At 67.8% G+C, this 25,982-nt stretch carries 19 protein-coding genes; 12 read left to right on the top strand and 7 right to left on the bottom strand.

The annotated features are described in order from the left end of the window. The first annotated feature begins 33 nt into the window (after positions 1–33). Complete coding sequence (locus ADL12_RS31295) at positions 34–1,065, top strand: alanine racemase (protein WP_062707905.1); 1,032 nt, start codon at positions 34–36, stop codon at positions 1,063–1,065. Between the two features lie 158 nt (positions 1,066–1,223). On the opposite strand, the gene ADL12_RS55700 is transcribed toward ADL12_RS31295, so the two are convergent. The 3 genes from ADL12_RS55700 to ADL12_RS31275 all read right to left on the bottom strand — a co-directional run bounded on the left by ADL12_RS55700 (position 1,224) and on the right by ADL12_RS31275 (position 6,753). Then, positions 1,224–1,757: a restriction endonuclease gene (locus ADL12_RS55700; protein WP_062707902.1), complete on the bottom strand. Its 534-nt coding sequence runs from the start codon at positions 1,755–1,757 to the stop codon at positions 1,224–1,226. Positions 1,758–2,438: 681 nt separating this feature from the next. Then, positions 2,439–3,953, bottom strand: a complete 1,515-nt coding sequence (locus ADL12_RS31280; protein ID WP_062707896.1) for a glycosyltransferase family 87 protein — start codon at positions 3,951–3,953, stop codon at positions 2,439–2,441. A gap of 166 nt (positions 3,954–4,119) precedes the next feature. Further along, positions 4,120–6,753 carry a transglycosylase domain-containing protein gene (locus ADL12_RS31275; RefSeq protein ID WP_244188122.1) on the bottom strand — a complete coding sequence of 878 codons (2,634 nt, stop codon included), beginning with the start codon at positions 6,751–6,753 and terminating at the stop codon, positions 4,120–4,122. A gap of 352 nt (positions 6,754–7,105) precedes the next feature. Here ADL12_RS31275 and ADL12_RS31270 point away from each other — a divergent pair, with 352 nt between their 5' ends. The 4 genes from ADL12_RS31270 (at position 7,106) to ADL12_RS31255 (ending at position 10,937) form a co-directional block, all read left to right on the top strand. Continuing rightward, on the top strand, positions 7,106–7,789 hold the full coding sequence (locus tag ADL12_RS31270; protein WP_062707894.1) for a PadR family transcriptional regulator: 684 nt from the start codon (positions 7,106–7,108) through the stop codon (positions 7,787–7,789). Between the two features lie 44 nt (positions 7,790–7,833). Beyond that, on the top strand, positions 7,834–8,916 hold the full coding sequence (locus ADL12_RS31265; RefSeq protein WP_062707891.1) for an inositol-3-phosphate synthase: 1,083 nt from the start codon (positions 7,834–7,836) through the stop codon (positions 8,914–8,916). A gap of 96 nt (positions 8,917–9,012) precedes the next feature. After that, positions 9,013–10,290 (top strand): MFS transporter, encoded by a 1,278-nt coding sequence (locus ADL12_RS31260; protein ID WP_062707888.1) that lies wholly within the window; start codon positions 9,013–9,015, stop codon positions 10,288–10,290. Positions 10,291–10,400: 110 nt separating this feature from the next. Beyond that, entirely contained in the window at positions 10,401–10,937 is a 537-nt protein-coding gene (locus tag ADL12_RS31255; protein ID WP_062707886.1) for an LppU/SCO3897 family protein, read from the top strand. Between the two features lie 97 nt (positions 10,938–11,034). On the opposite strand, the gene ADL12_RS31250 is transcribed toward ADL12_RS31255, so the two are convergent. Then, complete coding sequence (locus tag ADL12_RS31250; RefSeq protein ID WP_062707883.1) at positions 11,035–12,477, bottom strand: CCA tRNA nucleotidyltransferase; 1,443 nt, start codon at positions 12,475–12,477, stop codon at positions 11,035–11,037. 264 nt (positions 12,478–12,741) lie between these two features. Here ADL12_RS31250 and ADL12_RS31245 point away from each other — a divergent pair, with 264 nt between their 5' ends. The 7 genes from ADL12_RS31245 (at position 12,742) to trxA (ending at position 22,514) form a co-directional block, all read left to right on the top strand. Continuing rightward, positions 12,742–15,150 carry a DUF6049 family protein gene (locus ADL12_RS31245; RefSeq protein ID WP_062707880.1) on the top strand — a complete coding sequence of 803 codons (2,409 nt, stop codon included), beginning with the start codon at positions 12,742–12,744 and terminating at the stop codon, positions 15,148–15,150. A 45-nt stretch (positions 15,151–15,195) separates the two neighbouring features. After that, on the top strand, positions 15,196–17,451 hold the full coding sequence (gene murJ / locus ADL12_RS31240) for a murein biosynthesis integral membrane protein MurJ (RefSeq protein ID WP_062707877.1): 2,256 nt from the start codon (positions 15,196–15,198) through the stop codon (positions 17,449–17,451). Between the two features lie 136 nt (positions 17,452–17,587). After that, positions 17,588–19,309, top strand: a complete 1,722-nt coding sequence (locus ADL12_RS31235; RefSeq protein WP_062707876.1) for a protein kinase family protein — start codon at positions 17,588–17,590, stop codon at positions 19,307–19,309. Positions 19,310–19,340: 31 nt separating this feature from the next. Then, positions 19,341–20,078 (top strand): RNA polymerase sigma factor SigM, encoded by a 738-nt coding sequence (gene sigM / locus ADL12_RS31230; RefSeq protein WP_062707873.1) that lies wholly within the window; start codon positions 19,341–19,343, stop codon positions 20,076–20,078. Continuing rightward, positions 20,075–21,001, top strand: a complete 927-nt coding sequence (locus ADL12_RS31225) for an anti-sigma factor family protein (protein ID WP_062707870.1) — start codon at positions 20,075–20,077, stop codon at positions 20,999–21,001. The genes sigM and ADL12_RS31225 overlap by 4 nt, the downstream gene beginning before the upstream one ends. Before the next feature lie 170 nt (positions 21,002–21,171). Next, the gene (gene trxB / locus ADL12_RS31220) at positions 21,172–22,140 is read left to right on the top strand and encodes a thioredoxin-disulfide reductase (RefSeq protein ID WP_062707868.1); all 969 of its coding nucleotides are present in this window, start codon (positions 21,172–21,174) and stop codon (positions 22,138–22,140) included. A gap of 41 nt (positions 22,141–22,181) precedes the next feature. Next, positions 22,182–22,514: a thioredoxin gene (trxA, locus tag ADL12_RS31215; RefSeq protein ID WP_062707865.1), complete on the top strand. Its 333-nt coding sequence runs from the start codon at positions 22,182–22,184 to the stop codon at positions 22,512–22,514. 71 nt (positions 22,515–22,585) lie between these two features. Here the strand turns inward: trxA and ADL12_RS31210 are convergent, their stop codons facing one another. The 3 genes from ADL12_RS31210 to ADL12_RS31200 form a co-directional block, all read right to left on the bottom strand. Then, positions 22,586–23,203, bottom strand: coding sequence for a GNAT family N-acetyltransferase (locus tag ADL12_RS31210; protein WP_062707862.1), 618 nt, complete (start codon positions 23,201–23,203; stop codon positions 22,586–22,588). A 318-nt stretch (positions 23,204–23,521) separates the two neighbouring features. Then, complete coding sequence (locus ADL12_RS31205) at positions 23,522–24,619, bottom strand: ParB/RepB/Spo0J family partition protein (protein WP_062707859.1); 1,098 nt, start codon at positions 24,617–24,619, stop codon at positions 23,522–23,524. Then, positions 24,616–25,689, bottom strand: a complete 1,074-nt coding sequence (locus ADL12_RS31200) for a ParA family protein (RefSeq protein WP_079052376.1) — start codon at positions 25,687–25,689, stop codon at positions 24,616–24,618. The genes ADL12_RS31205 and ADL12_RS31200 overlap by 4 nt, the downstream gene beginning before the upstream one ends. Positions 25,690–25,982 lie beyond the last annotated feature (293 nt).

Genomic DNA, 25,982 nt, shown 5'->3' with positions numbered 1-25,982 from the left:
ACCGCAGCCACGAGAAAGGTTCCAGGTCCGGCCATGGCGCTCACGCTCTACGTCGACACCGCGCGCTGGCGGGCGCACCACAAGCACGTGCAGGAGCAGTTTCCGGGCCTGGTCCCGGTCTGCAAGGGCAACGGCTACGGGTTCGGGCACGAGCGGCTGGCGGAGGAGGCCACGCGCCTGGGCTCCGATGTCCTCGCGGTCGGCACGACGTACGAGGCCGCGCGCATCAAGGACTGGTTCGGCGGTGATCTGCTGGTGCTGACGCCGTATCGGCGCGGTGAGGAGCCGGTGCCGCTGCCCGACCGGGTCATCCGCTCGGTGTCTTCGGTGGACGGCGTGTACGGCCTCGTCGGGGCCCGCGTCGTCATCGAGGTGATGTCCTCGATGAAGCGGCACGGCGTGAGCGAACGCGAACTGCCGCAGTTGCACGCCGCCATAGAGAACGTCCGGCTCGAGGGTTTCGCCATCCACCTGCCGTTGGACCGTACCGACGGCTCGGACGCCGTCGAGGAGGTCATCGGCTGGATGGACCGCCTGCGTGCCGCCCGGCTGCCGCTGCACACGATGTTCGTCAGCCACCTCAAGGCCGAGGAACTCACGCGCCTGCAGCAGCAGTTCCCGCAGACCCGCTTCCGCGCCCGTATCGGTACGCGGCTGTGGCTGGGGGACCACGAGGCCACCGAGTACCGCGGCGCGGTCCTGGACGTCACGCGCGTCTCCAAGGGCGACCGTTTCGGTTACCGGCAGCAGAAGGCCGCCTCCGACGGCTTCCTGGTGGTCGTAGCGGGCGGCACGTCGCACGGGGTGGGTCTGGAGGCCCCCAAGGCCCTGCACGGCGTCATGCCGCGCGCCAAGGGCGTCGCCCGGGCCGGCCTCGCCACGGTCAACCGGAACCTTTCTCCCTTCGTATGGGGCGGCAAGCAGCGCTGGTTCGCGGAGCCGCCGCACATGCAGGTCTCGATCCTGTTCGTCCCCTCGGACGCTCCCGAGCCGAAGGTCGGCGACGAGTTGGTCGCGCATCTGCGGCACACCACTACGCAGTTCGATCGGCTTGTGGACAAATAGGCCGACTGAGCTCCTTCAAGGAGCTCAGTTCCCGATGACAGAGTGAGATCGAGCAACTCTGTTGCCCGCCTGTGCACACAACTCGGTCTCATCAAGCCGGAGGGGCTTGCCGCAAATTCGCCTTGCGGCAAGCCCCTCCTCGTCTCTTGCGCTGATGATCAAGCTGCGGTGTTGAGCAGCAGCGTCTCCAGCCGTGCGCCCGCGTTCCACGCCGCGAAGAGTTCACGCGGCATGACGGTGATCCCGTGCCGGGCCGCGAGGGCCAGCGCGCTCTTGGTGAACCGGCAGGTCACCGCGTAGAGCGCGATGTCGGCGTGGTGCTCCGGCCGTGCAGCTCCGATGAACCGCTGCATGTCGGCGGTGGTGACCGCGCGGTGAGCGGCCTGCCGCTTGCACTGGATCACCAGCCGCCTGCCGTCCGGCAACAGAGCGATGACATCCGCGCCGAGGTCGCCCTTGCCGCCGGTGACCACGACATCCGTGCAGCCGTCCCGACGGCACAGCTGGGCGACGTGCTGCTCGAACTGCTTCCAGCTCATGACGTCGACGGCGGGCATCAGGCTCGCCAGTTCGGGACGGGGCGTACCGGGTGCTGCCTCGTACAGAGTCGCCTTAATGGCGTGGACGTCCTTGCGCAGCAGGTTCACGTCGCGGCGCAGTTCCGAGCAGGTCTCGATCATCGCGTTCTGCATCGGGATGACGGTCCGGGACAGGATCGAGGAGACGGTGCGCTCGGTGATGCGGACGATGCGGGCGTCCAGGCTCTCCTCCTTGCCTGGTGCTGCGGGTAGGTTTCCACAGGTTGTGGGCGACCGTCCTGGACGTCGTTGAGGAGTTCGTACCGCACCTGACGTGCGACGGGGCTGTCGCGGAGTAGCATCCCCGTGTTCAGGATGGTGCGGTGTGTGAACAGGGCGAGGGAGCGGGCACGCGACTGAGTTGCGCCACAGAGTTGCTTGAAGTAACTCAGTTCCGCCCCTGTCACGGTGTGGTAACCGTTGACTTGGAGCTCGTCACGGTGGTCGAGGACCAAGGCACGAATGACGGTCTCACCCACCCCGTAGTACTCCGCGACCATCGCACTGGTCGCGTGCACCCCGTCCGGCAGCAACCGCAGTTCCCAACCCGCTCCAGGACCTCTGTCCGCTGCGCCATCCGGCTGCGCAGCGTCGGGGATTCGAGGAGCACGCCTTCGATGGCTTCCTTGTTGTCTTTCCACTGCGCGAAGACCTTCGGGCACGTCCCGCTCGCGTGATCCGCCTGGTCTTCTTCGGCCGTCCCAGTGGACGACCAGCACTGTTCGCTCACAGCGATCACCTCCGTAGCAGAACGTAAGATCGACGGAGGCTCAACAGTGCGAACTTTGCACCACTTCACTCATTGGTGGTGGGCTGACCCGTTCCGCTGGATTGTCCGCCCCAGTTGACGTACGCGCCCTCCACAGCGTGCGCCGCGTGCCGCGGCGGATGGGCCGCAACCCCGAGCACGAACATGTCCTCCGCCCCGTCGAGCACCCCGCCCGAGGGATCGTCCTCACCAGCCCGGCGCACCGGATCCCGCTCCGGCATGAGGATGTCCCGTACGACGACGGCGCACAGGTACAGCGTCCCCAGCAGATGCACGCCGATGGCCCAGTGGTAGCCGTCGGGCGGTAGGCCCTTGTGGGCGTCCCCGCTGGTCGTGTACGCGAGGTACATCCAGATCCCGAGGAAGTACGCCACCTCGCACGCCTGCCAGATGAGGAAGTCCCGCCACCTCGGCCGGGCAAGCACGGCCAGGGGGACCAGCCACAGGACGTACTGCGGCGAGTAGACCTTGTTGGTGAGGATGAACGCCGCGACGATCAGGAAGGCCAACTGGGCGAAGCGCGGACGCCGCGGCGCGGTGAGCGCGAGCGCGGCGATGCCGACGCAGCACAGCAGCATCAGCAGCGTGGCGAGCGTGTTGACGGTCTCTGTGCTGAACGGGTCGGTGGAGTTCTGGGCCATGATCAGCCAGAAGGAGCCGAAGTCGACGCCCCGCTCCTGGCTGAACCGGTAGAACTGCGACCATCCCTCCCAGGCGAGCAGCATCACCGGAAGGTTCACGACGAGCCAGGCGAAGACAGTGCCGACCAGCGCCTTCCCGAAGTCCCGCCACTTGCCCGCACGCCAGCACAGGACGAGCAAGGCGCCGAGCAGGAAGACGGGGTAGAGCTTGGCGGCCGTAGCAAGCCCCAGGAGGATGCCGAAGGCGAGGGAGCGGCCGCGCGACCACATCAGCATCGCGGCGGCCGTCAGGGCGACGGCCAGCAGATCCCAGTTAATGGTCGCGGTCAGCGCGAAGGCGGGCGCGAGGGCGACCAGCAGGCCGTCCCAGGGGCGTCGGCCGTGGGTGCGGGTCACGCAGACGGCGATGACGGCCGCGCACACCATCAGCATCCCGGCGTTGACCATCCAGTACCACTGCTCCTGGTCCTGGATACTGCCGCTGCCCGACGTGAGCCAGGAGGCGGCCTCCATGAAGACACCGGTCAGCACCGGGTATTCGAGGTACTCCATGTCGCCGGGGAGCTTGTCGAAGTACGGCACCAGCCCGTCGGCGAAGCCGCGCCCCTGGTAGAGGTGGGGGATGTCCGAGTAGCAGGCATGCGTGTACTGCGAGCTGGCCCCGAAGAACCAGGCACCGTTGTAGCAGGGTGCCTTCTGGATCAGACCGAGGGCGAACATGCCGATCGCCACGAGCGTGACGATCCGTACGGGAGTCCACCAGGACGTCCCGAGCAGGGCGCGCCGTCCGATGGGGCCACCGATCAGCTCACTCCCGCTCGCGGCGACCTCGTCCGCCTTTGTCGGCCGCACCAGGTCCGGCTCGTGCACGCTCGTGGGCGTCGTCTCTGCACTGGGCATGGGGCACATCCTGCCGTACCTGTCTGAGAACGGTGCGAGCACGACCGGGTGCGACGGCCGAGTGTTTCACGTGAAACCGACGTTTCACGTGAAACAGGCCGGTGGCCGGCACCCTGGGCTTCATGGGTGCCGGCCACCGGCCTTCTCGCGTCAGGTGAGACCGTCGTCAGCCTGATGGACCGCCGAAGATGCCTCCGTTGCCGTTGGCATTGCCTCCGGAGTTGTCCGTCTCCGTCGTCGTGGGCGTAGGCGACGATGTCACGCCCCCGTCCGAGCCACCGTTCTGTCCACCGCTGCTGTCCTCGCACTGGAAGCCGAACTGGCAGGACTCACTCGCCGTGGGCGTCGGAGAGACGGCGGTCTCACTGGGCGTCGCGCTCGGCGTCGGGGTCGCCGACTCGCTCGGCTCCGGCGTGAAGGACGGGGTCGGCGACGGCGCGCCCACGGCGTCCTGGATCTCACCGATCTCCTCGGCGTCCGGGAAGCCGAGGTCTCTCTTGCCCTCGAGCGCGACCTTCATGTACTCGGTCCACACTTCCGTGGGGACGTCACCACCGTGGATGGAGTCCTCGCCGGCCGTGCCATTCATGGAGAGCAGGCGGTGGTCCTTCGGGTTCTCCCGGAACATCGCGACCGCGGTCGAGAGCTGCTGGGTGTAGCCGACGAACCAGGCCGACTTGTTCTCGTCGGTGGTACCAGTCTTACCGGCCGCCGTACGGCCGAGGGCCTTGGCGTTCTGACCCGTACCGTTCTCGATGACGTTCTCGAGGGTGTCCGTGACGTTGTTCGCCACGTTCGGGAGCATCGCCTGGGTGACCTTCGGCTTGGTGAAACCGGGTTCCGGCTGGCCGTCCTTCTTGACCTCGACGACCGAGTACGGATTGGTGTGCTTGCCGGATGCAGCGAAGGTCGCGTAGGCGTCGGCCATGCGGATCGCGCTGGGGGTTGACGTGCCGAGCGCGAAAGACGGGTTGAGCGTGGCAAAGCTGTCTTCCAGGATGCCCGACTTCTGCGCGACGTCCCGTACCTTCGACATTCCGACATCCCAGCCGAGCTGCACGAACGGTGTGTTGATGGACTGCTCCATCGCCTTGCGCAGGGTGATGTAACCCCAGGCACGCTTGCTCTCGTTGCGCTGGAGGAAGACATTGTCATCCTTGTCCAGGACATAGCTGCCGTCCTGGTTCCTGACCTTGAGCTTGTCGTTGCCGTTGTACTTGCTCATCGGCGACAGGCCCACGCCGTCGGTGTCGTACCTGCCGTACTGCATGGCCGCAGCGAGCACAAACGGCTTCCACGTCGAACCGACGGGGACACCCGACGTGTCCGCATTGTTCGTGAAGTGGTCGTTCTCGTAGCCCGCACCGCCGTAGATAGCGACGATCGCACCGTCATTGGGCTTCACTGACGCCGCACCGAACTGGACGTACTTGTCCAACTCGCGCTTCGGGTCGAGGCGCTCCTTCTCGATCTTCTTGACGGCCTTGGCGAGGGCGTCGACCTTGTCCTTCTCGAAGGTCGTGTAGATCTGGTAGCCGCCCTTGTCGAACTCCGTCTGCGAGATCTCCGAGTGGTTCAGGACGTACTTCTTGGCCGTGTCGACCAGGTAGCTGATCTGGCCGGTCATGCCCTTGGTCGCCTTGAGGCCCTGGGGCTTGGGGTACTCCTTGATGGCCTCCTGGTACTCCGCCTCCGTGAGACGGTCGTCCTTGCGCATCTCGCCGAGGATCCAGCTCCAGCGCTCCTCGGAACGCTTGCGGTTCGCCTGAGGAGTCGCCGACTTGTCGAGGTTCTCGTTGCCCGCAGGATCGTAGTAGGTCGGGCCCTTCAGCAGGGCAGCGAGGAAGGCGCACTCGCTGGGCGTGAGCTTGACCGCGTCCTTGCCGTAGTAGGTCTGGGCGGCTGCCTGGATGCCGTAGGCGCCACGACCGTAGTACGAGGTGTTCAGATACCCCTGGAGAATCTCGTCCTTCGTGAGTTCGCCCCCCACCTTTATGGAGATGAACAGCTCCTTGAATTTCCGGGAGAGCGTCTGCTCCTGGCTCAGGTAGGTGTTCTTGACGAACTGCTGAGTGATCGTCGAACCGCCTTGCGTGTCACCACCCCGGGCCATGTTGGCCAGCGCTCGGGCGATGCCCGCGGGGTCGATGCCCGAGTCCTCGTAGAAGGTCTTGTTCTCGGCCGAGATCACCGCGAACCGCATGGCCTTCGGGATCTTGTCGATCGTGACGTTCTGACGGTTCTGGCCACTGCCCGTGGCGACCATCTGAGAGCCGTCTTTCCAGTAGTAGACGTTGTTCTCAGACTTGGCCGCCGCGTCCTCCTTGGGGATACCGACCATCGCGTACCCGATGCCCGTGATGGCCACGAGACTGCCGAAGAAGCCGATGAACAGGCCGGTGACGAGCCGCCACGACGGCACCCAGCGCGCCACGCCGTACTTGCCCGCGCGCGGATAGTCGATGAACCGCTTCCGGCCGGGCGGAACCGCGCGCCCTCGGCCACGCCCAGGGCCGTTCGGCCCGCCGGGGGCGGCACGGCGGCCACCCCGGCCCGGGTCGGCCGCTCTGCGGCGGCCACCTCCGCTTCTCTGGGCCGCGCGTCGTGCTTCGGCACGACCGCCGTACGGACGTTCCTCGCCTTCCGAACCGCTGAAACCCGACCCGTACGAGTCGGAAGGAGATCCGGTGGCGCCTCGCGGTGCCGCTCGGCGGCCGGGAGACGAGCCGGACTGGCCGCGTCGGGCCGCGGCACGTCCGCCTCCCTGCGGCTGCGGCGGTTTGCGACGGTGCTCGCTCATCGAACGACTACTCCTCGGGCAGGCGCACCCCTGGGCGCCTGGCAACGGCGGCTGTTTTCCGGTCCCCCCGAAGTACGGATGCGGTCGGTTCCGCATTCACCCGTACTGCACCAAGGACGACGACGCCCTCAGGTGTCACTCGGTTCCCGGTGGTGTGCATGGCGCACAGACTACGCACCGTCAAAGCCCACCTAGCCCCGAACTTCACCCCAAATCGGGCAACTCGCTCCACATGAATCGTTGATGTGATCCCGTTCACCGTTCCCCCACTTGTCGCGCCCGGAAGGCCGTTCTATCGTCGTGATGTATCGAGTCGATACATCAGCGCGAGATATGACGAGGAGGCGAGGGGATGAGCCGACGTTCCGGGATCCTCGAGTTCGCCGTACTCGGACTGCTCCGCGAATCCCCGATGCACGGCTATGAGCTGCGCAAACGACTCAATACGTCACTGGGCGTGTTCCGTGCGTTCAGCTACGGCACGCTCTACCCCTGCCTCAAGACGCTGGTCGCCAACGGCTGGTTGATCGAGGAACCGGGGAACACCCCCGAGGACGCCCTCACCGCACCACTCACGGGGCGTCGCGCCAAGATCGTCTACCGGTTGACGGCAGAAGGTAAGGAGCACTTCGAGGAACTGCTCTCACAGACCGGCCCCGACGCGTACGAGGACGAGCACTTCGCTGCCCGATTTGCCTTCTTCGGACGCACACCACAGGACGTGCGCATGCGCGTGCTGGAGGGCCGCCGCAGCCGGCTGGAGGAGCGCCTGGAGAAGATGCGCGCCTCCCTGGCACGCACCCGGGAGCGCCTCGACGACTACACGCTTGAGCTCCAGCGCCACGGGATGGAGTCCGTGGAGCGCGAAGTGCGCTGGCTGAACGAGCTCATCGAGAGCGAGCGGGCCGGGCGGGACCTGAAGGGTTCCGCTTCCGGGGGGTCCGCTCAGCAGGACACCACATCTGGAGAGCCGGGCGATCTGCCCCGTCCCGGGAGTACCCCCGGGACGGATTCGCCCGGCGACACCGCCACGTGAGAGCCCAGTGAGGGCCTCACTCGTACACACAGGGAGCAACCGGAATGGGTTCGGTTCGCGTAGCCGTCGTCGGCGTGGGCAACTGCGCCGCGTCGCTGGTTCAGGGAGTCGAGTACTACAAGGACGCCGACCCGGCGTCCAAGGTCCCCGGCCTGATGCACGTGCAGTTCGGTGAGTACCACGTCCGTGACGTCGAGTTCGTCGCCGCCTTCGATGTCGACGCGAAGAAGGTCGGCCTGGACCTCGCGGACGCCATCGGCGCCAGCGAGAACAACACCATCAAGATCTGCGACGTGCCCCGCACCGGCGTGACCGTGCAGCGCGGCCACACCCTCGACGGCCTCGGCAAGTACTACCGCGAGACCATCGAGGAGTCCGCCGAGGCCCCGGTCGACGTCGTCCAGGTCCTCAAGGACAAGCAGGTCGACGTCCTCGTCTGCTACCTGCCCGTGGGCTCCGAGGACGCGGCGAAGTTCTACGCCCAGTGCGCCATCGACGCCAAGGTCGCCTTCGTCAACGCCCTGCCGGTCTTCATTGCCGGTACGAAGGAGTGGGCGGACAAGTTCACCGCGGCGGGCGTCCCGATCGTCGGCGACGACATCAAGTCGCAGGTCGGCGCCACCATCACGCACCGCGTCATGGCGAAGCTGTTCGAGGACCGCGGCGTCGTCCTGGACCGCACGATGCAGCTGAACGTCGGCGGCAACATGGACTTCAAGAACATGCTCGAGCGTGACCGCCTCGAGTCCAAGAAGATCTCCAAGACGCAGGCCGTCACCTCCCAGATCCCCGACCGGGAGCTCGGCGAGAAGAACGTCCACATCGGCCCGTCGGACTACGTCGCCTGGCTCGACGACCGCAAGTGGGCCTACGTCCGCCTCGAGGGCCGCGCCTTCGGTGACGTCCCGCTGAACCTGGAGTACAAGCTCGAGGTCTGGGACTCCCCGAACTCCGCCGGCGTCATCATCGACGCCCTGCGCGCCGCGAAGATCGCCAAGGACCGCGGCATCGGCGGCCCGATCCTGTCGGCGTCGAGCTACTTCATGAAGTCCCCGCCGGTCCAGTACTTCGACGACGAGGCCCGCGAGAACGTCGAGAAGTTCATCAAGGGTGAAGTCGAGCGCTAAGCAGTCGGCGCCGCACTAATACGCTCCTGCCAGAGCTGCCGAGGGCCCCCGGGTTGCACCGCCCGGGGGCCCTCCCCATATGTGAGGCTGTGCGCCATGTCCGTCGTACGCGACCTGCGGGTCCTGCTGCGCTTTGGGAACTTCCGGCGCCTGCTCGTCGTACGCCTGCTCTCACAGGGCGCCGACGGCGTCTACCAGACCGCGCTCGCCACGTACGTCGTCTTCTCCCCGGAGAAACAGACCTCGGCCGCCGCGATCGCCTCCGCGATGGCGGTACTGCTCCTGCCGTACTCCCTCGTGGGCCCTTTCTCCGGCGCCCTGCTGGACCGTTGGCGCCGCCGCCAGGTTCTTCTGTACGGCAGCCTGCTGCGCACCGTACTGGCCTCGGTGACGGCCGTCCTGATCCTGACCCAAGTCCCGGACTGGCTCTTCTACGTCTCCGCCCTGTGCGTCACCGCCGTCAACCGCTTCGTCCTGTCCGGCCTGTCCGCCGCGCTGCCACGCGTGGTCGACCACGAGCGTCTTGTGATCGCCAACTCCCTTTCCCCGACCGCCGGAACACTCGCCGCGAGCGTGGGCGCCGGCCTGGCCTTCGTCGTACGGCTGGTGGCCTGGGACTCCGATGCCGCCGTGGTGCTCCTGGCAGCTGCCCTGTATCTGTGCGCGGGGCTGGCGTCACTGCGCATGTCACGGGAACTGCTGGGCCCGGACCGAGAGTTGGTGCAGCCACGCCTCACGGCGGCGATCTCCGGCACCGCGCGCGACCTGGCGGCAGGGGTACGCCATCTCGCCACGCCGCCCCGGAGGGAGGCGGTCTGGGCACTGCTCACGATGACCCTGATGCGGTTCTGCTACGGCGCCCTGCTGGTCACGCTGCTGATGCTCTGCCGGTACGCCTTCTCCTCGAACGCCGATGACGGACTCGCCCTGCTGGGGCTGGCGTTGGCGATCTCTGCCGCCGGATTCTTCGCAGCGGCCGTGGCGACCCCCTGGGCTGCGGGACGTCTGGGCTCCGGCATCTGGATCGCCGTGTGCGCGGGAACCGCCGCGGTCCTGGTGCCCGCCCTCGGACTTCCGTTCGCCACAACTCCTATGCTGGTGGCGGCATTCGTCCTTGGCCTGACGACGCAGGGGGCGAAGATCGCGACGGACACGATCGTGCAGGCCTCGGTCGAGGACGGATTCCGCGGCCGGATCTTCTCGGTCTACGACGTGCTGTTCAACGTCGCCTTCGTCGGCGCCGCCGGCGTCGCCGCCCTGATACTGCCGCCGGACGGCCGCTCGGCACCGCTCGTGGTCGCAGTCGCCGTTATTTACGCGGCAGTTGCTATGGCTATGGCCCGCTTTGAACGCCGGCCTGTGTCACATCAATGACACAGAGCCACTCCCGGCCACTCGGGTGTCAGTGGAGCCCGGTAGCTTACGTGCGTCTTATTTCCGCGCTTAGTTCGCGCCACGCACCCAAGTTCTAGGGGGACCCCCAAGTGACAACTCCGCCGCCCCAGGGCAACCCGTTCGCCCAGGGCCAGAACCCGTACGCCCAGGGTCAGCAGCCCTACGGCCAGCCCCAGGGCCAGGCACCGTACCCGCCCCAGGGCGGCTACCCGCAGCAGCCGGGTCAGCCCGGGTTCCCCCAGCAAGGGGCGGCGCCTTACGCACCGGTTCCGCCGCAGCAGCCGAAGCGCGGAATCAAGCAGTACCTGCGCATAGGCCTCATCGTCGTCGGCCTTCTCTTCGCGGCGGGCGGCTACATGGCCAGCCGGGATGACGCGGAGACGGCGGCGGTCGGTGACTGCATGCACCGCGGCAGCACCAGTTCCACCCGCCCGGACCTTGAAGTCGTCGACTGCAGCTCTTCGGAGGCCCAGTACGTGGTGCTGGCCAAGATCGAGGGGTCGTACACCACCGAACTCGCGGCCAGCAGCAAGTGCGAGAGCGAGGCCAAGGACTTCGAGTACACGTACTCGCAGAGCAGCAAGAGCAGCGACTTCCTGCTCTGCCTGAAGGAGTACAAGAAGTAGGGCAGACGCCAAGAGGGACGGTGTTTCACGTGAAACAGCGCCCCTCCGGCATCCTCGGGGTCATGTTTCACGTGAAACATGACCCCGTTTCACAGCTTCAGCCTTGCTGGGCCCACCATTCCTTGAGCGCCGCCACCGCCTCGTCGTGCGCCATGGGCCCGTTCTCCAGCCGCAACTCCAGCATGTGCTGGTAAGCGCGGCCAATGACCGGCCCGGGCCCGACACCGAGGATCTCCATGATCTGGTTGCCGTCGAGGTCGGGTCGGATGGCGTCCAGCTCCTCCTGGTCCTGCAGCTGAGCGATCCGCTCCTCCAGGCCGTCGTACGCGCGGGACAGCGCAGCCGCCTTGCGCTTGTTCCGCGTAGTGCAGTCGGAGCGGGTCAGCTTGTGGAGGCGGTCCAGGAGCGGACCGGCGTCACGGACGTAGCGACGGACAGCGGAGTCCGTCCACTCTCCGGTGCCGTATCCGTGAAAGCGCAGGTGGAGTTCGACCAGACGTGAGACGTCCTTCACCAGCTCGTTGGAGTACTTGAGCGCCAGCATGCGCTTCTTCGTCATCTTCGCGCCGACCACCTCATGGTGGTGGAACGAGACCCGACCGTCCTTCTCGAAGCGGCGCGTGCGCGGCTTGCCGATGTCGTGCAGCAGTGCGGCCAGTCGGAGGGTCAGGTCGGGGCCGTTCTCCTCCAGTGCCATCGCCTGCTCCAGGACGATCAGCGTGTGCTCGTAGACGTCCTTGTGCCGATGGTGCTCGTCACTCTCCAGCCGGAGCGCCGGAAGCTCGGGCAGCACATGATCCGCGAGCCCGGTGTCGACCACCAGGGTCAGCCCCTTGCGAGGGTACGCAGACACGATCAGCTTGTTGAGCTCGTCCCGCACCCGCTCCGCGGAGACGATCTCGATGCGACCGGCCATCTCCTTCATGGCCGTCACCACCTCGGGAGCCACTTCGAAGTCGAGCTGGGCCGCGAAGCGCGCCGCCCGCATCATGCGCAGCGGGTCGTCCGAGAAGGACGCCTCCGGCGTACCCGGGGTCCGCAGCACCCGCGCCGCGAGGTCCTCCAGCCCGCCGTGCGGATCGATGAACTCCTTCTCCGGCAGCGCGACGGCCATCGCGTTCACCGTGAAGTCGCGCCGGACGAGGTCCTCCTCGATGGAGTCGCCGTACGACACCTCGGGCTTGCGCGAGGTCCGGTCGTAAGCCTCCGACCGGTAGGTCGTCACCTCGATCTGGTAGCCGCTCTTCTGCGCCCCCACGGTGCCGAAGGCGATCCCGACCTCCCACACGGCGTCGGCCCAGGGGCGCACGATCTTCAGTACGTCTTCGGGGCGGGCGTCGGTCGTGAAGTCCAGGTCGTTGCCGAGCCGGCCGAGCAGCGCGTCCCGGACCGATCCGCCGACCAGGGCGAGTGAGAACCCGGCCTCCTGGAAACGGCGGGCGAGGTCGTCGGCGACAGGCGCGACCCGCAGCAGTTCACTCACCGCGCGGTGCTGCACCTGGCTCAGGACATTGGGCTTGTCTTCGTTGGCGTTCGGCACAACAAAAGAGGGTACGTGGCCCGGGCGACCACGGGCGCCTCCATTAAACGTGCACACCGCAGGCACGGATACCTGCATCAAAAGGTGCACGAAGGCTTCCTTGTGACGTACAGAAGCGCTCCTCTTATTCCTGCATATATGGGACAGGTCGGCCGTGCAGCCCGATCTTGTGGAGCACACCGCGGCACTTCCCCTCAGCGCGCATCGTTACCATGCGTGGACGCACATTCCGACGACCACTGACGACGAGGGACGGGCGAGCGCGTGGCCGAGGCGGCAGACTTCCAGGGGATGAGTCCCTCACCTGCCCGCCGGTGGCTGCGGCGCACCGGAGCACTGCTCGCCGGAGCGCCTCTGCTGGCCGGCCTGCTCCAGCTGCCCGCTGCCGTGCCCTCGCACGCCGCCGGGCAGGACTCCCTCAAGGCCGCCTCCGGCTCGGGCACGGTGGCCGTCGCTGTGGACTCGCTCACCCCCGCCGTCCCCGGTGACGGCGACACACTGACCGTGTCCGGCACGGTGACCAACGAGGGCAAGCAGGAGGTCACCGACGCACAGGTGGATCTGCGCCTGGGTCCCGCCCTGAACACTCGCTCGGACATCGACACGGTCGCCGGGCGCGCCGACTACCAGGAGTACCTCGACGGGGCTCCGGTGGGCGGGAAGTACGTCAAGGAGTTCGCCAAGCTCACCCCCGGGGTCTCCCAGCGCTTCAGCATCTCGGTGCCGGTCGACAAGCTGGACCTCGGACAGGACGGGGTCTACCCGTTCGCCGTCTCCCTGTCCGGCGAGACTTCCGCGCAGCCGTGGGACCGGGTGCTCGGCATCCAGCGGACGTTCCTGCCGTGGCAGCCCGACGGGGCCGACACCAAGACCCGGACGACGGTGCTGTGGCCGCTCATCTCCACCTCGCACATGACGGCGCAGACGGGGTCGAACGAGTCGCAGACACCGGTCTTCCGGGACGACGACCTCGCCAAGGAGATCTCCCCCGGCGGCCGTCTGCAGCAGCTCGTGTCGCTGGGCAAGGAGCTCGACGTCACCTGGGTGATCGACCCCGAACTGCTGGCCTCCGTGGACGCGATGACGGACAACTACCGCGTGCAGGGTGAGGGCGACACGACCACGGCGGGCACCCATCAGGCGGTCGCCAACCAGTGGCTGGCCGAGCTGCAGGAGGCGGTGCAGGACAAGGAGGTCGTCGCCCTGCCCTTCGCCGACCCCGACCTGGCCTCGCTGGCGCACAACGGCACGAACGTCACCGGCTCGCTGAACCACCTCAAGGAGGCCGCCGACGTCGCCGCCGACACGGTCGACTCGATCCTCCACGTGGAGCCGACCACCGACTTCGCCTGGCCCGTGAACGGCGCCGTCGACCCGTCCATCGTCAAGGTCGCCACCTCCGCCGGTGCGGACAAGGTGATCACCCGCAGCGACAGCCTGGTGGAGACGCGCGGCCTGCCCTACACGCCCTCCGCGGCCCGCCCCATCGGCGGCGGCACGACGGCGGTCGTCGCGGACGCACGGATGTCGCCCCTCTTCCAGGGCAACCTCACGAGGGCGTCGAGCTCGACGCTCGCCGTGCAGAGGTTCCTGGCCCAGAGCCTGGCCCTCAACCTCCAGACGGGCAAGCAGCGCAGCATCGTCGTCGCCCCGCAGCGGATGCCGACGGCGAGCCAGGCCCAGGCGTTGGCCGAGGCGGTGACGGCGCTCCAGGCCGGCACGTGGTCCCAGTCCCAGGAGCTCACCGCAGCGGCCACGGCCAAGCCCGACTCCGGCGCCACCACGAAGGTGCCGGCGGCGTCCCAGTACCCCTCCTCACTGCGCAAGCAGGAGCTTCCGCGATCGGCTTACGAGCAGATCGCGACCACGCAGGACAAGCTCGACAAGTTCAAGGTGATCCTCAGCAAGGAGTCCCGCGTGGTGACGCCCTTCGGGCGGGCCATGAACCGCGAGATGTCCACGTCGTGGCGCGGCCGCTCCGCGGAGGCGGCGGACTATCGCAACGGCGTGGAGGCGTACATCGACTCCCTGGCCGGCCAGGTCACGCTGATCGACAAGTCGGAGACCAAGCTCTCCGGGCGCAGCGCCATGATCCCCGTGACGGTGCAGAACAACCTGGTGCAGGGCGTGGAGCACCTGGTGCTCCGGCTCACCTCTAAGAGCCCGAGGCGCCTTGAGATCGGTGGCGAGCGCTACTACGAGCAGGACGTCGCGGTGTCCGGCGGGCACAGCCAGACGGTGAAGTTCACCACGTCGGCTCAGGCCAACGGCCAGGCCACGGTGGTCGCCCAGCTGTACACGGAGGACGGCCAGCCGTACGGCACACCGGTCACCTTCGACGTGAAGGTCACCGAGTTCACGGCCACCGTGATGCTGGTCATCGGCGGCGGCTTCCTTCTGCTCGTCCTTGCTGGATTCCGGATGTACACGCAGCGCAAGCGCGCGGCCGCCCGTGAGGCCGACGAGAGCGGCCACGAGGAGACGAGCGATACCGACGGCGGCCCGGAGAACCAGGAAGACCCCGAGGACCGTCTCACGCCCGAGAACCTCCCCAAGGAGGAATCCGGCACCGGTAGCCGGGCAGACGCCCCGGAGCAGCCGAGTGACCTGACACCGGACACCGCAACGGAAAGCGCCGACCCGTCCGGCACGGGTGAGAGAGTGGACCGTTGAGCGATGTCGTGGCCGGTGGGCCCGGGACGATGAGGTGGGGTAACCATGAACGCGCCGTACGACGGTGACCGCGGCCAGGCCGCGGGCAGCTCGGGGCACCCCGAGGGCCCGCCGCCCGAGCACGGCCAGGTACCGCCGCAGCACCCCGCGGACATGTACCTCCAGGACGCCTACGACCAGGACCCCTACCGAACCCAGGACCCCACCGCCCAGGACCCGGTCGCCGAGGCGCTGTACGACCGCGCCGCCCCCCCGCCGCCCCCGCCGGGCACGTACCAGCCGCAGCAACCGCTGTACGGCCAGCCGCCCCAGTCGCCGTACGCCCCCGACCCGCACGTGTGGGCCCAGACCCCGGCGCCCGAGCCGGAGGGCCCGAGCCAGTACCTGCCGTACGGCGACGATCCCCGCAGGACCCAGTACGTGGGCGTCGACGACCTCGTCACGCACTCCACCGAGGAGCGCCAGGGGCACGACGCCTTCGCGCACCTCTTCCGCGACCAGCAGCAGGGCGGCGGGCATCCGCAGTACCAGTACCAGCCGCCCACGGTCCCGGGACCCTCCCCGGCACCGGCCGCAGGTCCGTACGAGGGTCCCACGCCGCCTGCCGCGGCCGAGGCGACCACGCCCTCGCCCTCGCCCGCTCCTGCCCCGGCGCCTGCCGCGAAGAAGGGCGGCCGAGCCGGCGGGCTGTTGAAGTCGAGCGCTGTGATGGCGGCAGGCACGATGGTGTCCCGCCTCACCGGGTTCGTCCGGTCCGCGATGATCGTCTCGGCGCTGGGCCTCGGGCTGCTCGGCGAATCCTTCCAGGTGGCCTACCAGCTGCCGACGATGATCTACATCCTGACCGTCGGCGGCGGACTCAACTCCGTATTCGTGCCTCAGCTCGTCCGCTCCATGAAGGAAGACGAAGACGGCGGTGAGGCGTACGCCAACCGGCTGCTGACCCTCGTCATGGTGATCCTCGGTGTCCTCACCACGCTCGCCATGTTCGCCGCTCCGCTCCTGGTCCGGGCACTGTCGACGCCCCTGGCCAACAATCCCGCAGCCAATGAAACGGCCGTGACCTTCACCCGGTACTTCCTGCCCTCCATCTTCTTCATGGGCATCCACGTGGTGATGGGACAGATCCTCAACGCCCGCGGCCGCTTCGGCGCGATGATGTGGACGCCGGTCCTGAACAACATTGTCATCATCGTGACCTTGGGCGCCTTCCTGTGGGTGTACGGCACCGCCGAGCACTCCGGCATGAAGGTCACCAACATCCCGCCGGAGGGCGTCCAGCTCCTCGGCGTCGGGGTCCTCCTCGGCCTCGTCGTTCAGGCCCTCGCGATGATCCCGTACCTGCGCGAGACCGGTTTCAAGCCGCGGCTGCGCTTCGACTGGAAGGGCCACGGCCTCGGTAAAGCCGCGATGCTCGCCAAGTGGACGATCCTCTTCGTCCTCGCCAACCAGGCGGGGGCCCTCGTCGTCACCCAGCTGGCCACCGCTGCGATCACGGACTCCGGCGTCCCCGGCACCGGTTTCAGTGCCTACGCCAACGCCCAGCTCATCTGGGGCCTGCCACAGGCCATCATCACCGTCTCTCTGATGGCCGCCCTGCTGCCGCGTATCTCCCGCTCGGCCGCCGAGGACGACGCCGGCGCGGTACGCGACGACATCTCCCAAGGCCTGCGCACCACAGCGGTCGCGATCGTGCCGCTCGCCTTCGGATTCGTCGCGCTCGGCGTCCCGATGTGCACGTTGATGTTCGGCTCCTCGGGCACCAGCGAGGCCACAAACATGGGCTTCATGCTGATGGCCTTCGGGCTCGGCCTGATCCCGTACTCCGTGCAGTACGTCGTCCTGCGTGCCTTCTACGCCTACGAGGACACCCGCACCCCCTTCTACAACACGGTCATCGTGGCGGCCGGCAACGCCATCGCTTCTGCCGTCTGTTACGTCGTCCTTCCGCCCCGCTGGGCCGTGGTCGGCATGGCCGCCTCGTACGGCCTGGCCTACGCGATCGGCGTCGGCGTCGCCTGGAACCGGCTGCGCAAGAAGCTGGGCGGCGACCTGGACGGCACCCGGGTGATGCGGACGTACGCCAGACTCGGCATCGCCTCGGTGCCCGCGGCACTGCTGAGCGGTGGGGCCTGCTACGGGGTCTCCAAGACCCTCGGTCAGGGGGTCCTCGGCTCCTTCGCCGCCCTGCTGGCCGGTGGAGCCGTGCTGCTCGGGGTCTTCTTCGTCGCGGCCCGCCGGATGCGCATCGAGGAGCTGAACTCACTGGTCGGCATGGTCCGCGGGCGCCTGGGTCGCTGAACCTGGGGTACGCGCACAACCATCGTCCGCCACCGTGTGTCGTGCATAGCGGCGGACTGTGGGCACAATTGGTTCGGCGTCGGACGGCGCGCACGGAGTCGTACGGCGCGCAATGGATGGGGAGGCAGGAACGACGGTGGCGGAACGGAGCACGGCTGCCGTCGACGTGGCAGACAACAGCGGCGACGAGCCGCTGACCGCACAGGCGGACCAGTCCACGGCCGACGGGGTGGCCAAGAATCGGGAGCGGGACACGGACACCGACGAGGCACAGGGGAGTGGCGGGACCGAGGGTCCCGGAAAGGCCTCACCACCCGAGCTGCACAGCGGCCACAAGCTTGCCAGACGCTATCGCCTCGAGGAGTGCGTCACCCGTCTGGACGGTTTCAGCAGTTGGCGTGCGGTCGACGAGAAACTTCGTCGCGCCGTCGGCGTCCACATCCTGCCCGCGGACCATGCGCGAGCCCGTTCCGTGCTGGCCGCGGCCCGCTCCTCCGCGCTGCTCGGGGACCCCCGTTTCGTCCAGGTCCTCGACGCCGTCGAGGAAAATGACCTCGTCTACGTCGTCCACGAGTGGCTCCCTGACGCGACCGAGCTGACCACGCTGCTCGCTTCCGGCCCGCTGGAGGTGTACGACGCCTACCAGATGGTCACCCAGGTGTCCGCCGCCATGGCCGCTGCCCATCGCGAGGGCCTGGCCCACCTCCGCCTCAACCCGAACGCCGTGCTGCGCTCGTCGACCGGCCAGTGGCGCATCCGCGGCCTCGCGGTGAACGCCGCGCTGCGCGGCATCAGCTCCGACACGCCGCAGCGCACGGATACGGAGGCCATCGGCGCGCTGCTGTACGCCGCGCTCACCCAGCGCTGGCCGTACGAGAGCGACGCCTACGGCCTGTCCGGGCTGCCCAAGGACGTCGGCCTGATCGCCCCCGACCAGGTGCGTGCCGGCGTCCACCGCGGACTGTCCGAGCTCACCATGCGCGCACTGGTCAACGACGGCGCGACCGCCTCCCGCCACGAGTCCGCGTGCACGACGCCGGAGGAGCTGGTGAAGGCGATCGGCGAGATGCCCCGCATCCGCCCGCCGGAGCCCGCGTTCACGGCGCCGCCGGAGTACCAGCGCACTACGTACCAGCAGGGCACCTACGGCCGCCAGGCGCCGCATCCGGGAGCCACCCAGCCGGTGCCGACCCCGCCGTCCCCACTGCAGAGCCGTACCGGCAGGGCGCTCAAGTGGGCGGTCTCGGCCCTCCTCATCGCCGCCCTGGGCCTCGGCAGCTGGCAGCTGGCGGACGCGCTCATGGACCAGGGCAAGCAGTCCGACGACACCAACCAGACGCAGACGACGGACGACAACGACAAGAACGGCGACAAGACCAAGCCGGTCAAGCCGATCAAAATCCAGGGCGCCCAGGAGTATGTCGCCGAGGGCGACGCCCAGCACCCCGGCGACGTGGACCTGACGTACGACGGCAGCACCTCGACGGGATGGCGGACCAACAGCTACAAGGACGGTCCGGAGATAGTGATCAAGCCCGGCGTCGGCATCGTCTACGACCTCGGATCCACCCAGAAGGTGTCGACCGCGACGATCGCACTGCGGTACGGCGGCCCTCACACCACCGTCAAGCTGTACGCGACCGACACACCGGATTCGTCCACGCCGCTGAGCTCGATGACAGAGCTGGGCAAGGTGACGACAAGCGGCACCTTGGCGAAGGTGACAGTCGACAAGCCGGTGAAGAGCCGCTACGTACTGGTCTGGCTGACCGCGATGCCGTATTCCGGAGAGGATTCCGCCAACTACAGCGGCACCGGCTACAAGCAGGCCATCACCGACGTGAAGTTCACCGGCTGACAACTCACCGCTGACGAGGGGAGGGGGTCCGATGGCAGATGGCACCGCACACAGCGACGCGAGCGATCAGGACCTCCTCGCCCGCCACGTAGAAGGCGACACCGACGCCTTCGGTGAGCTCGTGCGGCGGCACCGGGACCGGCTGTGGGCGGTGGCTCTGCGGACGCTGGGGGACCGCGAGGAGGCCGCTGACGCTGTCCAGGACGCCCTGGTCTCCGCCTACCGGGCTGCCCACACCTTCCGGGGCCAGTCGGCCGTCACGACGTGGCTGCACCGCATCACGGTGAACGCCTGTCTGGACCGCGCCCGCAAGGCTGCTTCCCGGAAGACCTCCCCGGTCGACGACACCGAACGCCTTGAGCAGTTGCTGGAGCCGCACGAGTCCGCCTCGGCGCCCGCGGAGCGCAACGACCTGCACCGCGAGCTGCTGGAAGCTCTCGGCACCCTTCCTGCCGACCAACGAGCGGCGCTCGTCCTGGTGGACATGCAGGGATACCCGGTCGCGGAGGCCGCCCGGGTCCTCGATGTACCGACCGGCACGGTGAAGAGCCGATGTGCACGCGGCAGAGCCAGACTTCAGCCTCTGCTCACGCATCTACGGCCGGAAAGCGCCGGAGAAGGCAAGGAGGCCGACCAGAGGCGGAACCGGACGCACAGGACATCCGTCCCACCGGCAGCGGGTCCACCTGCCACGGGGCACAACAAGGATCCGCGCGATCCCGGGCCTAGTGATTCAGCTGCAGTGAAGGGCGGAGGTGGGCGAGCGTGACATCCACGACAGACACGACCGGGCACCCGGACGTCGCCGAGATCTCCGACCTCACCGAGGGCCTTCTCCCCCCGTCCAGGAGCGCCGACATAAGGCGGCATCTGGAACAGTGCGAGCTGTGCGCGGACGTCCACGCCTCGCTGGAGGAGATCCGGGGGCTGCTCGGCACGCTACCGGGGCCGTCGCGTATGCCCACCGACGTCGCGGAACGCATCGACGCCGCCCTCGCCGCAGAGGCTCTGCTCAACGCCACGGCGTCCGAAGACGCTGTGCCGCCCACATCCGCCAGCGCGGCCAGCTCGGTATCCGATGCGGACGACGGCGCGCATGTTTCACGTGAAACATCGGCAACGCCAGACCGTCCGGCAGGCCGCCCCCGCTCCTCGACGACCGGCCCCGGCCGCAAGGACCGCAAGAAGGCGGGGCGACGCAAGGTCGCCGTCCTCAGCGCCGCCTTCACGGCCGCCGCCCTGGGGCTGGGCTCCGTACTGCTGACCTCACTCATGGGTGGCGCAGGTTCGGGACCGTCGGCTGACGGGGGCCAGACCGGCGCCGACACCTTCTCCGCAGCCAAGCTCGAGAAGCAGGTCGCCGATCTCCTCGCCAAGAACCAGAGCTCCAAAGGCAGCACACACAAGCCGGAACGCAGCCTGGGCATGGAAGGCGGGCCCGATACCAAGAGCCCTCAGATCCTGCGCGAGATCACGGTGCCCGAGTGCGTCAGGAAGGGCATCGGCCGCGATGACGCGGCACTCGCCGCTAAGGAAGGCGTCTACGAGGGGAAGGATGCTCTGCTCGTCGTGCTGCGCGATGCCTCTGACATCACCCGGGTCACCGCCTACGTCATGGACGCGACGTGTGTGAAGCAGCAGTCGTTGACCACGGCCAAGGTTCTCCTCAAGGACTCCTACGCGCGCTCCTGAGAGCCTGACGCTTCGTCTCCCTCAGGCGGGACAATCCCTCCGGTGTGGCGTCACCGTGTGCCCGGACACAGTGGGAATGCGCGCCCCTTAGGATCCGTTGGGTGGGGTGAGAGTTCTGAAAGGGGCTCCCCCCGGTCCGACGACGCAGTCCAGAGACGAGGAATCCTGCCGTGAGCGACGTCCGTAACGTGATCATCATCGGCTCCGGGCCCGCCGGCTACACGGCTGCGCTCTACACCGCGCGCGCGTCGCTGAAGCCGCTTGTGTTCGAGGGCGCCGTCACCGCCGGCGGTGCGCTCATGAACACGACCGAGGTGGAGAACTTCCCCGGCTTCCAGGACGGCATCATGGGCCCCGAGCTCATGGACAACATGCGCGGCCAGGCCGAGCGCTTCGGGGCCGAGCTCATCCCGGACGACATCGTCAACGTCGACCTGAGCGGTGAGATCAAGACCGTCACCGACACCGCGGGCACGGTTCACCGGGCGAAGGCCGTCATCGTCGCCACCGGCTCGCAGCACCGCAAGCTCGGCCTGCCGAACGAGGACGCCCTCTCCGGCCGCGGTGTCTCCTGGTGCGCCACCTGCGACGGCTTCTTCTTCAAGGACCAGGACATCGCCGTGATCGGCGGCGGCGACACCGCGATGGAGGAGGCCACCTTCCTCTCCCGCTTCGCCAAGTCCGTGACCATCGTCCACCGCCGTGACACCCTGCGCGCCTCCAAGGCGATGCAGGACCGCGCGTTCGCCGACCCGAAGATCAAGTTCGTCTGGGACAGCGAGGTGGCCGAAGTCCAGGGCGACCAGAAGCTCTCCGGCCTGAAGCTGCGCAACGTCAAGACCGGCGAGCTCTCGGACCTGGCGGTCACCGGCCTGTTCATCGCGATCGGCCACGACCCGCGGACCGAGCTGTTCAAGGGCCAGCTGGAGCTGGACGAGGAGGGCTACCTCAAGGTCGACGCCCCCTCCACGCGCACCAACCTGACCGGTGTCTTCGGCGCAGGCGACGTGGTGGACCACACCTACCGCCAGGCGATCACCGCGGCCGGCACCGGCTGCTCCGCCGCCCTCGACGCCGAGCGCTTCCTCGCCGCCCTCGCGGACGAGGAGAAGGCCGAGCCCGAAAAGACCTCTGTCTGACCCCCACCCACCCCACCACGCACCAAGTTAAGGAGCCCGCCGTGGCCGGCACCCTGAAGAACGTGACCGACGACTCCTTCGAGCAGGACGTCCTCAAAAGCGACAAGCCCGTCCTGGTGGACTTCTGGGCCGCCTGGTGCGGACCGTGCCGCCAGATCGCGCCGTCCCTCGAGGCGATCGCCGCCGAGTACGGCGACAAGATCGAGATCGTCAAGCTGAACATCGACGAGAACCCGGGTACGGCCGCCAAGTACGGCGTCATGTCCATCCCGACGCTGAACGTCTACCACAACGGCGAGGTCGCCAAGACCATCGTCGGTGCCAAGCCGAAGGCCGCGATCGTCCGCGACCTCGAGGACTTCATCGCCGAGTGACGTTTCACGTGAAACACGAATGGGCCAACCCGGAAGGGTTGGCCCATTCGCTTTAGAGAGGCGGCTTGCTTCTAGAGAGGCCTCAGCGCCGGTTCCTTCTGTACTGCTCCCAGAAGCCGGTCGATCGCCATCTCCACGTCTTCCTTCCAGGACAGCGTCGTCCGCAGCTCCAACCGCAAGCGCGGAGAGGTCGGGTGAGGGCGAACCGTCTTGAAGCCCACGGCCAGGAGATGGTCCGCGGGCAGAACACACGCAGGCTCTTTCCAGCGCGCGTCTCCGAAGGCCTCGATCGCCTTGAAGCCCCGCCGCAGCAGATCCTTGGCGACCGTCTGGACCATCACGCGGCCCAGTCCCTGGCCCTGGTAGCCCGGCATGATGAACGCGGTCATCAGCTGCACCGCATCCGGTGAGACGGGGCTCGTGGGGAAGGCCGTCGAGCGGGGGACGTAAGCCGGAGGCGCGTACAGCACGAAGCCCACCGGTACCTCGTCGACGTAGACGACCCGACCGCAGGAACCCCAGTCCAGCAGGACGGCGGAGATCCAGGCTTCCTTCTCCAGGGCGGGGGTTCCGGCTTTTACCGCGGCTTCACCGCTGACCGGGTCCAACTCCCAGAAGACACACGCGCGGCAGCGCTTGGGAAGGTCCTGGAGGTTGTCCAGCGTGAGCGGTACGAGCCGACGCCCCATGAAGGCTGTTCCTCGCTTCCTTCGCCCGCGGCGTCGCGAGCGGCTGTCAGGGCGCTCCGTTCCCTGAGCAGGCTGCCGACGAACCCGCCGACCGCGCCCAGCCCAAGGCCCGCGCTCACCAGTCCGGTGCGGCTCACCATTCGCATGGACCCCGCCTCCCCTAAGAGGTCTGCCAGGTGGATGCGCCATACCCGAACGCATCGTATCCACGATGTGATTCCATCGATACCGCCAGAAAGCAAAGAGCGGGCCGTGTTCCGGTACACACCGGACACGGCCCGTCTGGGTGGGCCGGGAAGCGAACCTGGCCTCTCGGCCTCAGGCCTCGGTCTCCTCCGCGTCATCGTCCAGGAGGCTCTTCTGCAGAGCCAGCTTCTCGCCCGGAGCGAACGTGCTGAGGATCCTCTCGAGGTCCTCCGGAGAGGCGAACTCGACAGTGATCTTGCCCTTCTTCTGGCCCAGTTCGACCTTCACCCGAGTCTCGAAGCGATCCGAGAGCCGGGTCGCGAGATCGGACAGAGCAGGGGACGGAACAGAGCCGGCTCGCGGCCCCCTGGAGCGCTGGGCCTTCTGCGGGCGGGAGCCCATCAGGGTCACGATCTCCTCGACGGACCGGACCGACAGCCCTTCGGCCACCACCCGGTACGCGAGCCGCTCTTGCTCCTCCGGGTCCTCGACGGAGAGGAGCGCCCTCGCATGCCCGGCGGAGAGCACCCCGGCGGCGACCCGGTTCTGCACCTTGGGCGAGAGCTTCAGCAGGCGCAGGGTGTTGGAGACCTGCGGGCGGGAACGGCCGATGCGGTCCGCCAGCTGGTCGTGCGTGCAGTTGAAGTCCTTCAGCAGCTGATCGTAGGCAGCCGCCTCCTCGATCGGGTTCAGCTGAGCGCGGTGCAGGTTCTCCAGGAGCGCATCCAGCAGGAGCTTCTCGTCGTCCGTGGCCCGCACAATCGCCGGGATCGCGTCCAGGCCGGCCTCACGACAGGCCCGCCAGCGACGCTCGCCCATGATGAGCTCGTACCGTGCGGGGCCGATCTGCCGCACGACGATCGGCTGGAGAAGACCGACTTCCTGGATGGAGGTGACGAGTTCCTGCAGGGCGTCCTCGTCGAAGACCTCACGCGGCTGCCGCGGGTTCGGCGTGATCGCATCGAGGGGGATCTCCGCGAAGTGGGCGCCCATGGGAGACGCGGGCGTCTCAAGGGCGCCGTTCGGCGACGGCTCCTCGGTTTCATGTGAAACAGGCGGCAGCGTGGCCACCTTCGCCGCGGCCACCCCGCGTTCGGTCAGTACCGGGACAGCGGCCGGGGATGTGGAAGCAGCGCTCCCCATCGCGGCCTGGGCCACCGTCTTCTCCGTCGGTGCTGCAGGGATCAGTGCGCCGAGACCACGACCCAAACCCCTTCGTCGCTCGCTCACTGGATCCCCTCCACCATGCTCGGATTGCTCTGGGCGCCGATGTGGGCGTGCGTCGGGTCGTAACTGACCCCGACACCCCTCAGCGCGATTTCTCGTGCCGCCTCAAGATAGGACAGGGCACCACTCGATCCTGGATCGTAGGTCAGCACCGTCTGTCCATAGCTCGGCGCCTCGGAGATACGAACCGAGCGGGGAATGCTCGTCCGCAGCACCTCGTCGCCGAAGTGATTGCGCACCTCGTCCGCGACCTGGGACGCGAGCCGCGTCCGGCCGTCGTACATGGTCAGCAGGATCGTCGAGACATGCAGGGCGGGGTTGAGGTGCCCCCGCACCAGGTCGACGTTGCGCAGCAGCTGGCCGAGGCCCTCCAGCGCGTAGTACTCGCACTGGATCGGGATCAGGACCTCCTGACCGGCCACCAGCGCATTGACCGTCAACAGGCCGAGCGAGGGCGGGCAGTCGATGAGGATGTAGTCCAGCGGCTGCTCGTAGGCCTGAATCGCCCGCTGCAGTCGGCTCTCACGTGCCACCAGGGACACCAGCTCGATCTCCGCACCGGCGAGATCGATCGTGGCAGGGGCACAGAAGAGTCCCTCGACATCGGGGACCGGCTGGACGACTTCCGAGAGCGGCCTGCTCTCGACCAACACGTCGTAGATGGAAGGCACCTCGGCGTGATGGTCAATTCCCAGGGCCGTGGACGCGTTGCCCTGCGGGTCGAGGTCGATGACCAGCACACGGCTGCCATGCAGAGCCAGCGACGCGGCAAGATTGACGGTCGTCGTCGTCTTGCCCACGCCCCCCTTCTGGTTGGCGACCACCATGACGCGGGTCTGCTCGGGCCGTGGCAGGCCCTCGCCGGCGCGGCCTAGAGCCTCCACCGCCAGTTGGGCAGCACGACCGATGGGAGTGTCGTCCATCGGGGGCGGTGTTTCACGTGAAACATCCTCCCCCATCGACTCGGTACGGGGACCGGGGACCGGATCGGTCATCGGTCCCGCGATGTTGGCGTCGGACCGCAAGGATTCACTCTCCTCGACTTCAGGCTCGCAATGAACAGAGCCTCCCATGTCTTCGGGGTCGTGAACCAGTGAGGCCTGGTGTTCTGTGGAGAAATCCACCTCTGTGGACAACTCCGTGCCCCCCAAGGGGGACGGAGCGTCATCAGAGGCACCTTCTCCGAGGGATCCGAGAGGCTTTCGGTCGCGGGGTTCGGCCGCAGCGCGGCCGCGACTGATGATGCCGTGCAGCAGTGAGCGACGTTTCACGTGAAACACGATGCACAGCAGCCCTGGCCGAACTGTCGCGACACTCCGGCGTGCGTCGGTTTGCCAGCTTGTGTGGAGTACGTCTCGTCGTCAGG

Origin of the sequence: Streptomyces regalis (assembly GCF_001509475.1) — a bacterium.
Taxonomy (GTDB): domain Bacteria; phylum Actinomycetota; class Actinomycetes; order Streptomycetales; family Streptomycetaceae; genus Streptomyces; species Streptomyces regalis.
This window is presented reverse-complemented; position numbering and strand designations above follow the sequence as displayed.